We start from the raw sequence: 12,548 nt of genomic DNA on the forward strand, positions 1-12,548 counted from the left end.
AAACGCCCCCAGATGGCAGGCTGCGGGGATGACCGAGACACCGTTGCTGATCGTGGACGCCGCCAACGTGGTGGGTTCACGCCCCGACGGGTGGTGGCGGGACCGGGCCGGGGCCACCGCCCGGCTCCGCGACGCGTTGGCCCCGCTGGCCGAGCGGGGCCGCCCACCCGAGCTGGCACCACCGGCCGAGGTGGTGCTGGTGGTGGAGGGCGCGGCCCGGGGTGTGCCGGGCCGCGCGGAGGTCCGGGTGGTGGCCGCCGAGGCCTCGGGGGACGACGCCGTGGTGGCGCTGGTCGACGCCGCCGCGGGACGTCGCCGGCTGGTCGTCACCGCCGACCGTGAGTTACGGCAGCGGGTCCGGGCCCTGGGTGCCGAGGTGTACGGGCCCCGCTGGCTGCGCGGCGACTGAGCGTGGGCCGCTGCGGTGCGATGCGCGGTAGACGGGACTGGCGCGAACGGGACTCCCGGGCCGGCCAGCCAACCGGACACGCGGGCAGGAACACCGACAGGGCGGATGTTCTCTCACCGACCGGGATAGGCTGTAATGGAGGCCTCCCCGCCCCCAGGAGGTTCCACAGTGGCGAGCGTCGCCGAGCTGAAGGCAGCCATCGATGTCGCCCTCCAACAGATCGGCGACGGCCAGACCGCCGTGCAGGCGGCCGGCGAGAAGCTGGCCGAGGCGCAGCAGACCCTGGCCGGCGCGCTGGAGGGCAGTGGGCACGAGACAGTGGAGGCCGCGCAGGCCTCGTTGACGCAGGCCAGCCAGGAGTTGGAGGAGTGCCTCGCCGCCACCCTCGTCGCGGTGGAGCAGGCTCAGCTCTACGTAGCGACGCTCTGAGAGGCGGGTCGTGTCCATCGTCGAGGACATCGGCGCGCAGGTGCGGGCCGCCGCCGAGGACCTGCCGCTCGGCCTGCTGGCGCAGGCCCTGGAGAAGTTCGGGCAGGCCGCCGAGCGGCTGCGCTGGGTGCGGCAGGAGTCGGCGAACCCGATGGGGGTGCCGGAGCTCTCCGCGGCCACCGAGCACGCCGAGACCGCCGGATACGCGCTGCGGGTGGCCCAGGAGCAGTTGGCGGCGTACCTGACCACGCTGGGCCTGACCGCCGACGGCGCGCCGGCGCCGCGCCCGCAGCAGCGTCAACCGAAGCACGACCAGCCCCGCGACGATGCGCCCCCGGCCGCCGGCGAGGGCCCGCAGCAGGCCGCCGACCCGACGGTGCGCCGCTGGTGGGCGGTGCGGGTGACCGAGCTGACCGGCGGCACCACCGCGCCGACCGGTGAGCCGGACGCGCAGATCGGCGACGCCCGGGAGCTGCTGCGCCGGGTGACCGGCGGGGTCCGCTCCGGCGACCGCGACCGGGTACGCGCCGAGCTGTGCCGCGCCCACGCCGACGTCGGTCTCGGCCTGGCCGCGCTGGCCCCGCCCCTGCTGCGCGAGCTGGCCGGGGAGCTGCTCGGCCACCCGCCCCGTGCCGAGGACCTGCCCCGGCTACGCAGCCAGCTCGACGGCCGGGTCCGGGACCTGCTGCCCAACCTGCCCCCGCCGGTGCTGGAGACCCTGCTCAGCCGGGTCTGCCGGATGCCGCCGCCCCGAGGCGGTGAGCAGCCGCACGCCGCCGACTCGGCGGTGACCTCCGGGGTGCTGGCCGGGGTCCTGCTGGACCGGCTCGGCCGGGACCTGCCACCGGAGTCCTCCGGTTCCCCGCAGCGCCCCGGGGCCGCCGACGGGTCCACCCCGGACGGGCAGCGGTCCACCCGGGACGGCGGTGCGCCACCGCCACGCGACCCTCGACCCCGACCGGGTACCGGCTCCGGCGGGTCCACCCCGCGCAGGACCACCGGCCCGACCCCACGGACCGGCCCCGGCGGACCGGCCGGCCCGGTCCCGCGCGGCGGCACCGCGCCCCGGCGCGGCGACGGCCCGGCCCGTCCCGGGAGAGCCGATGGCTGACCGTCGCGCCCAACTGGTGACCCGGGTGCGCGGCATGCTCTCCGACGCGCTGGGCGCCACCCGGGCCCGGCTGGCCGCCGCCGACGCCGAGCTGACCGCCGGCCAGCAACGGCTGACCAAGGTACGCCGGGCCGCCGACGCCGTACCCGAACGGGTAGGTGCCGAGCGGGACCGGCGACTGGCCCAACTCGACACCGGGCAGCAGGCCCGGATCGCCGACCTGGCCGAGCGGGCCGCCGAGGCCGCCCGGCGGGAGGCCCCCGGCGCGGCCTCGGCGGACTGGTCGGGGTGGCAGCCGACACCGAGCGGGCCGGCCGAGCCCCCGGGTGCGGTACGCGTCGGCACGCTGCGGATCCCCGGCACGGTGCCGGTGCCCGCGCTGGTGCCGCTGCTGGACGCCGGACACGTGCACCTCTCCGGCGCCGACCTGGCCGGTGACGAGGCGGTGGTGCCGGCGCTGCTGCTACGCAGCCTCGGCCGCACCGACCCCGGGGCGGTCCGGCTGATCGGGTACGACCCCGAGCACCTCGGCGGCGGGCTGGCCGGGTTCGCCCCGCTGACCGCCGCCGGGCTGCTGACCTTCGTCGGGCCCGGTGGGCTCGGGCGGCTCCTGGACGACCTGGTCGAACAGATCCGCCGGATCAACGAGACGGTGCTGGCCGGCGAGTACGGATCGCTGCGGGAGCTGGCCGCGGCGACCGGCCGACGGCCGGAGCCGTGGCGGGTGGCGGTGCTGCTCGGCGGGGACGAGCTGAACCGCCACGAACGCGGCCAACTCGACCGGGTGGTGCGCACCGGCACGGCCTGCGGGGTGCATCTGGTGGTGCGCGGGGTGCCGCTGCCGGAGCACCCGACGGTGACCCGGATCGTGATCGGGCGCGACGGTGCGCGCATCGGCGGGCCGCCCGGACTGGCCGCCCGGCTGGACCCACCCCCGCCCGCTCCCCTGGTGACCGAGACCTGCCGGACGCTGGCCGCCACGGTCAACGCCGGCCCGGCCCCGGCGCCCTTCGCCGAGCTGCTGCCGCCGGTGGAGCAGATGTGGCAGGACGACTCCGCCACCGGGCTGACCGCCCCGATCGGGTCGGCGGCCAACGGCCGGCAGGTGCAGCTCACCCTCGGCGACTATCCGCCGCACGCGCTCATCGGCGGGCCGTCGGGCACCGGCAAGACCAACCTGATCTTCGCCTGGATCGGTGCCCTGGCCGCCCGTTACTCCCCCGACCAGCTGGAGTTCTACCTGCTGGACTTCAAGGAGGGGGTGTCCTTCGCCCGGTTCGCCCAGGGCCGCCGGGACCCGAGCTGGCTGCCGCACATGCGGCTGGTCGGGATCAACGTCAACACCGACCGGGAGTTCGGGCTGGCCCTGCTGCGGTTCCTCGCCGAGGAGCTGCGCCGCCGGGCCGACGCCGCCAAGAAACACGAGGTCACCAAGCTGGCCGAGTTGCGCGCGGTGGACCCGGGCGGCCGGTGGCCCCGGATCGTCGCGGTGGTCGACGAGTTCCAGATGCTGCTGGCCGGCCGGGACGTGGTGGCCCGGGAGGCCGCCGACCTGCTGGAGGACCTGGCCCGACGGGGCCGGTCGCAGGGCATCCACCTGGTGCTCGCCAGCCAGGACGTCCGCGGCATCGAGGCGCTCTGGGGACGCCCGGCCCTGGTGGCCCAGTTCACGCTCCGCATCGCCCTGCCGAAGGCGCTGCGGATCCTGGCCGAACGAAACGACGCGGCCCAGTCGCTGCCCCGCCACCACGCGGTGGTCAATGCCGAGTCGGGCATGGCCGAGGGCAACCAGGTGGCCCGGATCCCCTCGGCCAGCGACTGGGAGAGCTGGAGCGAACTGCAGCACCGGCTGTGGCGGATGCGCCCACCGGACGCCGCCCCGGCCCGGCTCTTCGACGGTGACGCGATCCCCCGGCTGGCCGAGGCGCCGGACTTCCGGGCGCTGCGCGCCGACGGGACGGACCGGCGGGCACCGGTCGCCCTGCTCGGCGAGATCATCGACGTGCAGGCCCGCTCGGCGGTGCTGCGGCTGCCCCGCGCCCCGGGGCGTAACCTGGCCGTGCTCGGCACGCGGGTGGACGAGGCCTGCGCGGTGCTGGACGCCGCCGCCCGCTCCCTGGCCCGCCAGCACGCCCCGGGCACCGCCCGGTTCTCCATCGCCTGCCTCGACCCGGACGCCGACCCGGCCGCCCGCGCGCTCTACGAGGAGTTGGCCGACGACGCGGCCTGGTACGACGAGGAGACGGTGCCGGAGCTGATGGCCGAGACCGCCGAGGGGCTGGGTCGGGCCGGCACCCCGAGCGTCCCGCACTACCTGCTGCTGTTCGCCGTGGACGCCGCCGCCGGTCAGCTGGCCGGACCGGCGGGTCGACGCAGCGGGTTGGAGCAGTTGCGGCGGATCCTGCACGACGGCCCGGAACGGCGTACCCACGTGTTGGCCTGGTGGCGCGGGGTGGCCCGGATGCGGGTCGATCTCGGCGGGCCGGCCGCCCGCACCGACCAGATCGGCGCCTGGGTCGCCCTGGACGTGCAGGGCGGTGAGCTGAGTTCGTCGCTCTACCCGGGCACCGGCGGCCCGGACTGGTATCCCCGCCCCTGGCGGGGGCTGTTCTTCGACCGGTCGGTGCACCGCACCGGGCAGGTCGTCATCCCCTACGGACCGGCCCGATGAGCGAACCCGACGCCAGCCCGACCTACTCCGCCCAGGTCCGCCGGCTGGCCGAGCTGACCGCGCGGGTGCAGGCCCAGCGGGCCGAGGCCCAGGACTGGTACGACCAGCAGTGCGCGGCGGCGCAACGGGCCGTCAGCGAGGCCACCGACCAGGTCCGGCGGGCCGAGGCGGAGGTCGCGGCGGCGCGGGAGGAGCTGGAACGGGTCGACGCCGAGGCGGCCCACCTGTGGCAGCAGCTGCGCGACCGGCTCGGCGGCCGGGGACTGGGCGGCCCGCCCGGCCCGGCCCTGGACGCCACCGGCGATCCGCTGCACCTGGTGCAGGGCGTGCGGGAACTGCTGGGTCGGGTGGGACAGCCGGGTGAGCTGCCCAGCTCGGCCAACCCGCTGCTGGTGCTCTGCGGGCTGTTCGGCGCGGTGCTGGCGTACGCCCTCGGGCTCGGCGCCCGGCAGCTCGGCGTGAGCTACGGCGGGGACCTGGCGGTGGGTCTGCCGGTGCTGGCCCTGGTGGTGACCCTGCTCGGCCCGCTGATCGGGCTGGTGCCGGCCAAGCGGCTGGCGGACCGCCGGCACGCGGTGTTCGGCCCGCGCCCGATGGCGGTGGTGGTGGTCGCCGGCCTGGCCGGCACCGCCCTGCTGCTGGCCCTCGGCCGCTGACGCCGCCTGCCGCGCCGGTACGGCGGGCCCGACAGGCAGCGCGCGAGTGTGTGGTCAGGCGGGCACCGCGATGGCCTCACGGAGCAGGCGGCGGGTGAGCACCAGCCGGTCGGCGTCGTCCAGGCCGGGCAGGTCACCCACCCGGGTCGCCGCACCGGTGAGCAGGGCGCGTACCGCCGGCGCACACGCCGCCGGCAGGGTGAGGGTCCGGTCGACCAGCCGCAGGGTGAACCGCCCGGCGTCCTGGTCGGTCAGCTGCCAGCGCAGCCCCGGCCGGACGGTGACGGCACTGTCCACGGTGAGAGCGCCCAGCGCGGCGGCCTGGGCCAACGGCCGGATCGGCGCGGGCCGGCTGGCCGGCCAGAGCCGGTCGCGCAGCCGCCCGGCCACGGCCGCCGGATCGGCCCGCAGCAGCCAGTCACGCAGCGCCTCGACGGTCTCGGTCAGCTCCGGCTCGATCGCCTCGGCGTCGGCCAGGTCGACGCCGAAGGGCAGCCCGGCGCGCAGCCGCGCGTCGTCGGCGGCGAGCGCGAGCAGCTCCTCGACGAGGGCGTACCTGGTCAACGCGCGGACACCGACGGTCAGGTGCAGCGAACTGGCCTCCTGCGCCTGGGCGCTGTGCAGCCAGCCACGCGGCAGGTAGAGCGCGTCGCCCGGTTCGAGGACCACGTCGAGCGCGGCGGGGCCCTGCGCGGTGGCGGAGACCTCGTCGGCCCGGCCGCCCCACGGCTGCCGCTCCAGCGGGTCGGGCAGCACCGGCGGGTGGATCCGCCAGTGCTTACGGCCGTCGACCTGGAGCACGAAGACGTCGTGGGTGTCGTAGTGGGTGGCGAAGCCCTGGCTGCCGGGCGGGGTCAGGTAGGCGTTCACCTGCAACGGCTGGGCGAGGGCGGCCCCCAGTTCGCCGGCGAAGTCGATGAGCGCCGGCCAGGTGCGGTGCAGACCCTGTAGGACCAGGGTGGCGCCCTCGGCGTACAGCTGCAGGACCTTGTCGTCGACCACCTGGTCGCCGATCTCGGCGCCCGCGCCACCGCCGCCGGTGTAGCGGCCCGCCGCGACGAGCTGGCCGTCGGTGGCCACCCGCAGGAACGGGGTACGCAGACCGCGCCGGCTCAGCAGCTCGTCGGCGTCGGCGGGGCTGAACAGGTCGGTGAAGCCGTGGCGGTTGGGCAGCTCGGCGGCGCGGGACAGCAGCGGGCCGCGTCCCCAGTGCGCGGTGGCGAACTTGGCCGGCTCGACGGCCACGCAGCGGGCCAGCGCGGCGCTGGCGGCGGACGAAACCGCCGGGCGGCCGTGGCCACCCGGCGGGTCGATGATCGACACGGCGGTCGCTTACCGGGCGCTGCCGTCGGCGCCACCGTCCTGGTGCCCCGGGGTCGCGCCACCGTCGGCCGGGCCCTCGGCACCACCGTCCGCGCCACCGTCCTGCTGACCCGGGGTCGCGCCACCGTCGGCCGGGCCCTCGGCACCGCCATCGGCGCCACCGTCCTGCTGACCCGGGGTCGCCCCACCGTCGGCCGGACCCTCCGGGCCGCCACCGGTACGGGTCGTGATGTCGTCGTCGTTCAGTGCCATCGGTGCTCCCTCGGATCTGTCGGGGGTCTGTCGTGTGACGGGTGGTACCCCACCCGCGATCTTCTAACCCCCACACGTTAGACGTCCGGTGGGCCGACACGGCCCCGTTCCGGGCACCGGGGTCAGGGCATCAGCTGCAGCAGGTCCTGCGGCATGGTGGCCCTGACGTCCTCCCACTCGCCCTGGGTGACGTGCCGCCGCAGGGACTCCAGCACCACCTGCACGACCCGTTCGGCGCCACCGGCGACGTCGTAGGGGAAGCCCTGCCGCACCTCGTACAGGAAGTCGTCGCGGTTGAGTTTGATCGGCACGTTCTCCGGCTGCCACCCGTCGAAGTAGATCCCACGCAGCAGCACCGGCAGTTGGGCCGCGAACTCGGCGCTCTCCGGCACCGGCATCCGGTCCCGCAGCAGGTGCAGCACCGTCCGCAACGCCGCGTACGACTGGTTGCGTTGCTCCTTCGGCCAGCCGTAGGCCTGTTCGATGTCCTTGAGGATCAGGTTCGTCTTGTCCAGCGACGACTCGAACGCCGACCACATCTGCTCAGCCATCTCGCCACCCCCGTAGCTCGTCGGCCCACCGTCGGTCGTCGGCACGTCGCGGCGGGCCGGCGGGACCCCGCCACTGCCGGGTCGGGCTGAACCGGCCGGCCGGGGAGACCCGGCGGCCGCTGGGTGCCGTGCCGACGACGCGCAGCACCTCTGCCCGTCGGCGTCGCGGCCCGTGATGAAGCGTCGTCATCGGAGCAACCCCCTGGTCGACGTCCCGGTCGGTACCGGTGCGGCACCGCCGGCGGTGGGCTCAGGCGGCCCGCCGCTCCCGGCTCTGCTTGCAGGTGACACAGGCGGTGGCGGAGGGGTAGATCTCCAACCGCTCCACCGGGATCGCCACCGAGCACCCCTCGCAGAAGCCGTAGGTGCCCGCGTCCAGTCGGGCCAGCGCGTGCTCGAACTGGGCCCGCCGGTCGAGGATGGTGCGCAGCAGCGACTGCGCGGTGTCCCGCTCGGCCGTCTTGGTGCCGCTGTCGGCCTGGTCGTCGCCGGCGGTGTCGCCGACCTCGACCAGCCGCAGCACCTGGCTCTGCAGCACCGCCCGGTCGTACTCCTCGGAGAGTTCGTCGTAGCGGGCCTGCAGGGAGAGCCGGATCCGGTCGACGTCGGTCTGCGGCCGGGCCGTGCCAACGGTGTCGTGCACGAGCATCGCTGCCTGCCTTTCGTACCCCGGGCACACCCGGGCGGCCGTGACCCGAGGTCCCGGCTACGGTCCGTCTGCGGCGCGGTGGTGATCATCCACGCCCGTTGAGCCCGGCGTTTACCCCGCCCTCCCTTCCGCCAAACCGTGGTCAGCCGTAAATTTCCGACTCCACCACGGCCGGTCTGCGGGGGTCGTCGACGCGCACCACGACGTCGGCGAAGGCGGACGGGACCACCTCCTCGGCGTACCGGGCGAAGGCGGGCAGGGTCCACCGGTGCGGCTGCGGCGTGCGTCGGGCCAGGGCCGCCGGGGAGAGTTCCAGGTGCACGGTACGGTCGAACGGCAGCCCACCGCCGAGCAGCAGCGCCCCGCTGACCAGCACGATCCCGCCGGCTGGCAGCTCCAGGTAGGTGGCCCGGACGGCCCGGTCGGTGCCGGGATCGCGCAGCGCCGGCAGCAGCCGGCCCGACCCGGTCGGCCCGGCCGGATCGAGCACCTCGCGGCGTAACCCGGCCTCGTCGGTCCAGGAGTCGTAGTAGGAGTCGGCGTTGGTGTGCCCGAATTCCAGCCGTACCGACGCCGGGCGCAGGAAGTCGGCGGCCCGCACGTGCGCGACCGGTCGGCCCCGGGCCCGCAACGGGTCGACCAGGGCGGCGGCGAGCCGGTCCGGCCCGGCCGCGGGGGCACCGTCGACGGCCACCCGCAACCGCCCGGGTACGGCCACGTCGGCGAGCCGGTCGGCCAGTTCGGTGACGAGCCGGTCGGGCGAGATCGGACGTACGCGCATGACGTCCATGGTGACCGGCGGACGCGGTGGCGGGTCAGCCGGTGCGCTCCGTCGTGACCGGCGGACGCGATGGCGGGTCAGCCGGTGCGGTCGATGGTGACCAAGGCGTCGTCGGCCAGCCGGTAGCCCACCCCGTAGACCGTGGTGACCAGGGGAACGTCCACCCCGACCTTGCCGCGCAGCCGGCGGACGTGCACGTCGACGGTACGCACCCCGGCGTGTTCGTAGCCCCAGACGGCGTTGAGCAGCTGCAGGCGGGTGAACACCCGCCGCGGGTGGGCGACCAGGTGCAGCAGCAGGTCGAACTCCAGACGGGTCAACGGCAACGCCTCACCGTCGCGCAGCACCGACCGCGACGCGGCCAGGATGTGCAGGGTCGGCACGGCGGGGGTCAGCGGCCGGGCGGCCGTCCGGCTGGTCGGGACGGAGTCCGCCCGCCGCTCCGCGGCACCGCCGTTGCTGGTCACCGTGCACTCGCCCCGCTCGACCAGCTCCCGGGCCGCGTCGAGCAGTCGTCGGGCCGGCCCGGTCAGGGCCTCTTCGTTGGCCAGTGGGATGGACAGTGTCACGGTGAGCACTGCGGCGGTGTTTGCCGGTCGGCGCTGCCCACCGGGCGGACGACCCGGCACCACGGGTTGAGACGTGTGCCATCCGGCGCGCGACGAGGCGGGGCTGACCGACATGGTCCTCCTTGGCTGGTCGGAGTTCTCCCCACGGCCCGGGACGCCGCTGCATCGATGCTTCCCGGCACTCGCGCGAGGGTCAAGTGCCGGCTACGTTGCATGACTGTGACAATTGACGAACACACCGGAGCCGAGCGCTCGCTCTGCGTACTAGACCAGATGATTACAGCAGAGTCGTCAACATGAACAAATCCGGGGGTCCCCAACGCGTGGAACGCCCGACCCACCAACTGGGACACGGGGACAGCGGAGGGCGGGCCGGGGCCCTCGCCCCGACCCGCCCTCCGCGTGCCAGCCCGACCCGCACCCCGGGCGTCACTGGTCCCGGTCGATACCGATCCGGGCCTCGTCGGCGAGCCGGTAGCCGACCCCGTGCACCGTGGTCACCAGGGGCGTGTCGGCGCCGAACTTCGCCCGCAGCCGCCGTACGTGCACGTCCACGGTGCGTACCACCGCGTGCTCGTACCCCCAGACGTTCGACAGCAGCTGGAGCCGGGTGAAGACCCGGCGGGGGTGCTCGGCGAGGAACAGCAGCAGGTCGAACTCGATGCGGGTCAGCGCGACCATCCGGCCACCGTGCTCGACGGTGCGGCACCCGACCAGGATCCGCAGGTCGGCGGGGTGCTCGGCGGGTCGCGGCCGGGGCGCGGGCGGGGTGGGCGCGGCTGCGCCGACCGGCGTCACCTCCCCCGTCACCGCCAGTTCCTGCAGCAGCTCGATCAGCCGGGCCAGCCGGGGGCTCACCGTCCCGGGGGTCAGGTCGACGGTGACGGTGAGCGTCGAGGTGGACCGCGGCCGCACCGCCGCGGGCCGGTCGGAACGGCGTCCCGGCGAGTGGGGGCGCGACGAGATGGCGACGACGGACATGGATCCTCCTGGAGATGGCGGTGCCGTCGACCACGCCCGGTGGAGCGTGGCGGTCAGGGTAGGTACGCCGCGCCGGCGGTCACCGGCGAGGCCACGGGTGAGGGACGGTGGATCGGGTCGGGACCGAACGCGGGCAGCCCGGCGATCCGCCAGGCCATGAAGCCACCGATCACGTCGGTGGCCCGGTGCAGGCCGAGGTCCTGGAGGGCGGCCGCGGCCAGCGAGGACGTGTAGCCCTCCTGACAGAGGACCAGCACCGGCAGGTCGTAGTCGGTCACACCCGGCAGCCGGGCCGCCGACCGCGGGTCGAACCGCCACTCCAGTACATTGCGTTCGACGATCAGCGCGCCCGGCACGCTGCCGTGCGCGGCCCGTTGGGCGGCGGGGCGGATGTCGACGAGCACGGCACCGTCGCGGTGGGCCAGGTGGGCCTGCTCGGGATCGAGCCGGCGCAGCCGGGCCCGGGCGGCGGCGAGGATCTCGTCGATCCCCCGGGATCCGGGTGGGGACGGACAGGCGGTCGGGGAGACGTCGGTCTGCGACATACGGGGATCCTTTCCTGACGGCTGGTGTGACGCCGCAGCGGGTGCGAAGGCCGCGGGTACGGGTGCGGGGCTGGTCACCACGCGACGCCTGCCTCGGCCACCTCGGCGACCCGCAGTCGTCCCTCGGCGAGGAGGTAACGGGTCATCCGGCGTAGTGCCGGGCGGTAGACGTGCACGCTCACGGCCGGCTGGTCGCCCCGGTTGGTCACCTGGTGCACGTGCCGGGGACCGAACCGCCGACCGGTGCCGGCGACGAGTTGCTGGGGGCGCAGCGCGCCGCGACTGACCGTCTCCTCGGTGAGCACGCCGGAGACCACCAGGAAGGCCCCCGCGGAGCCACCGTGGTCGTGCAGGTCGGTGCCCTGACCGGGCAGCCAGCTCAGCGCCCACACCTCGTGGTCGGCGGCGACCGCGAGCCGCTGGTACCACCGCTGTACGGGATCGAAACACACCGGCGTGGGCCAGGTGTGCGGGGCGTCGGCGTACCGACGGGCGATGGCGAGCAGGTCGCGGTCGAGCTGGCGGATGCTGATCATGTCGGTCCTCGTGGAGCGGAGCGGAGCGTACCGACACAGCCTATCTGGCAAAACCTATAGACTTAGTAGGGAATACCGAATGCTGGGACATAGATCACCCGTTCGAGTGCTCCGGCGCTGCCCGGCAGGCCCACCACCGGCGGACTAGCCTTGGGTGGGTGAGTGCCGAACTGGACGCCGAGACCCTGGCCTTCGCCCACCGGATGTTCGACCTGGCCCGCTCCGGTGCCACCGCCGAGCTGAGCGGCCACGTCGACGCCGGGCTACCGGTGAACCTGACCAACGCCAAGGGCGACACGCTGCTGATCCTCGCCGCGTACCACGCCCACCCGGAGACCGTGACGGCCCTGCTGGGCCACGGCGCGGACCACACCCGGGTCAACGACCGGGGCCAGACCGCACTCGCCGCCGCCGTGTTCCGCCAGAACGCCGAGGCGGTCCGGGCACTGCTGGCCGCCGGTGCCGACCCCGACCACGGCACCCCGTCCGCCGCCGACACCGCGCGCTTCTTCGACCTGCCCGACATGCTGGAGCTGCTGCACGCCGGCTGACCTCACCACGGCGAGTGTCGCGACTTGCCGCATGGTGCCTGGCCGACGGACTCCAGGTCGGCGGAGCCACCTTCACCACTGCGGCGCACCTCGGCACCGAACGCTTCATCCCGGAACAGCTCCTCCCCAGTAGGAGCCCCACTCGGGAAGCACTCGTCGCCGAGCACCAGCAGACGGTCAGCGACGTTTCGGCACCTGGAACGGTCCCCCCTTGCTCCCCGAACGACCCGGACCACCCCCGCGTACGCGGCGCAGGCACCACGCGCAGTGCTAATCGAAGATCTCGCACCGATCACCGCCGACACGTGACCTACAGGTGAATCTTGGACACTTATCTGGGGCCGTCGGGGGGCGACGGGCGCAAGATCGCGGATGGCAAGCGCGTACGCCAGGCCACGGGCCGGCCGAAAACTCTTCGGGTCACACCACAAGCGAGTCGACCGCCGCCCGGGCGTCGGCTGTGCCGGAAAGCCCACCGGTACGCTGAGCCCACCCGCACGCCCCACCTGCCCGACACCCGAGGGACTGCATGGC

15 protein-coding genes are annotated in these 12,548 nt (G+C 74.9%); 6 read left to right on the forward strand and 9 right to left on the reverse strand.

The annotated features are described in order from the left end of the window. Positions 1-28 precede the first annotated feature (28 nt). From GA0070617_RS16850 to GA0070617_RS16870, 5 genes are all read left to right on the forward strand, one after another. Positions 29-409, forward strand: a complete 381-nt coding sequence (locus tag GA0070617_RS16850; RefSeq protein ID WP_091438921.1) for a hypothetical protein — start codon at positions 29-31, stop codon at positions 407-409. Between the two features lie 168 nt (positions 410-577). Next, on the forward strand, positions 578-838 hold the full coding sequence (locus GA0070617_RS16855; RefSeq protein WP_030504016.1) for a hypothetical protein: 261 nt from the start codon (positions 578-580) through the stop codon (positions 836-838). A 10-nt stretch (positions 839-848) separates the two neighbouring features. Then, complete coding sequence (locus GA0070617_RS16860) at positions 849-1,949, forward strand: hypothetical protein (RefSeq protein ID WP_229688646.1); 1,101 nt, start codon at positions 849-851, stop codon at positions 1,947-1,949. After that, the gene (locus GA0070617_RS16865) at positions 1,942-4,620 is read left to right on the forward strand and encodes an FtsK/SpoIIIE domain-containing protein (RefSeq protein ID WP_091446544.1); all 2,679 of its coding nucleotides are present in this window, start codon (positions 1,942-1,944) and stop codon (positions 4,618-4,620) included. Before GA0070617_RS16860 ends, GA0070617_RS16865 begins: the two co-directional genes overlap by 8 nt. Then, positions 4,617-5,276 carry a hypothetical protein gene (locus GA0070617_RS16870; protein ID WP_091438922.1) on the forward strand — a complete coding sequence of 220 codons (660 nt, stop codon included), beginning with the start codon at positions 4,617-4,619 and terminating at the stop codon, positions 5,274-5,276. The genes GA0070617_RS16865 and GA0070617_RS16870 overlap by 4 nt, the downstream gene beginning before the upstream one ends. Positions 5,277-5,330: 54 nt before the next feature. Here the strand turns inward: GA0070617_RS16870 and GA0070617_RS16875 are convergent, their stop codons facing one another. The 9 genes from GA0070617_RS16875 to GA0070617_RS16920 all read right to left on the reverse strand — a co-directional run bounded on the left by GA0070617_RS16875 (position 5,331) and on the right by GA0070617_RS16920 (position 11,463). Next, the gene (locus GA0070617_RS16875; protein WP_091438923.1) at positions 5,331-6,599 is read right to left on the reverse strand and encodes a cupin domain-containing protein; all 1,269 of its coding nucleotides are present in this window, start codon (positions 6,597-6,599) and stop codon (positions 5,331-5,333) included. A 9-nt stretch (positions 6,600-6,608) separates the two neighbouring features. After that, the gene (locus tag GA0070617_RS16880) at positions 6,609-6,851 is read right to left on the reverse strand and encodes a hypothetical protein (protein ID WP_091438925.1); all 243 of its coding nucleotides are present in this window, start codon (positions 6,849-6,851) and stop codon (positions 6,609-6,611) included. A 122-nt stretch (positions 6,852-6,973) separates the two neighbouring features. After that, positions 6,974-7,402 carry a DUF2267 domain-containing protein gene (locus GA0070617_RS16885; RefSeq protein ID WP_091438926.1) on the reverse strand — a complete coding sequence of 143 codons (429 nt, stop codon included), beginning with the start codon at positions 7,400-7,402 and terminating at the stop codon, positions 6,974-6,976. A 250-nt stretch (positions 7,403-7,652) separates the two neighbouring features. Further along, entirely contained in the window at positions 7,653-8,051 is a 399-nt protein-coding gene (locus GA0070617_RS16895) for a TraR/DksA family transcriptional regulator (RefSeq protein WP_091438928.1), read from the reverse strand. Between the two features lie 142 nt (positions 8,052-8,193). Next, entirely contained in the window at positions 8,194-8,832 is a 639-nt protein-coding gene (locus GA0070617_RS16900) for a nucleoside/nucleotide kinase family protein (protein WP_091446546.1), read from the reverse strand. A 77-nt stretch (positions 8,833-8,909) separates the two neighbouring features. Continuing rightward, entirely contained in the window at positions 8,910-9,515 is a 606-nt protein-coding gene (locus GA0070617_RS16905) for a winged helix-turn-helix domain-containing protein (RefSeq protein WP_091438929.1), read from the reverse strand. A 315-nt stretch (positions 9,516-9,830) separates the two neighbouring features. Next, entirely contained in the window at positions 9,831-10,382 is a 552-nt protein-coding gene (locus tag GA0070617_RS31570; protein ID WP_091438931.1) for a winged helix-turn-helix domain-containing protein, read from the reverse strand. 53 nt (positions 10,383-10,435) lie between these two features. After that, complete coding sequence (locus GA0070617_RS16915) at positions 10,436-10,927, reverse strand: rhodanese-like domain-containing protein (RefSeq protein ID WP_091438933.1); 492 nt, start codon at positions 10,925-10,927, stop codon at positions 10,436-10,438. 74 nt (positions 10,928-11,001) lie between these two features. Continuing rightward, positions 11,002-11,463: a cysteine dioxygenase gene (locus GA0070617_RS16920; RefSeq protein WP_091438935.1), complete on the reverse strand. Its 462-nt coding sequence runs from the start codon at positions 11,461-11,463 to the stop codon at positions 11,002-11,004. A 203-nt stretch (positions 11,464-11,666) separates the two neighbouring features. Between GA0070617_RS16920 and GA0070617_RS16925 the strand changes: the two genes are divergently transcribed. Continuing rightward, positions 11,667-12,014 carry an ankyrin repeat domain-containing protein gene (locus GA0070617_RS16925; protein ID WP_373868434.1) on the forward strand — a complete coding sequence of 116 codons (348 nt, stop codon included), beginning with the start codon at positions 11,667-11,669 and terminating at the stop codon, positions 12,012-12,014. The last annotated feature ends 534 nt before the right edge of the window (positions 12,015-12,548 follow it).

Source organism: Micromonospora yangpuensis (assembly GCF_900091615.1).
Classification (GTDB): Bacteria; Actinomycetota; Actinomycetes; order Mycobacteriales; family Micromonosporaceae; genus Micromonospora; species Micromonospora yangpuensis.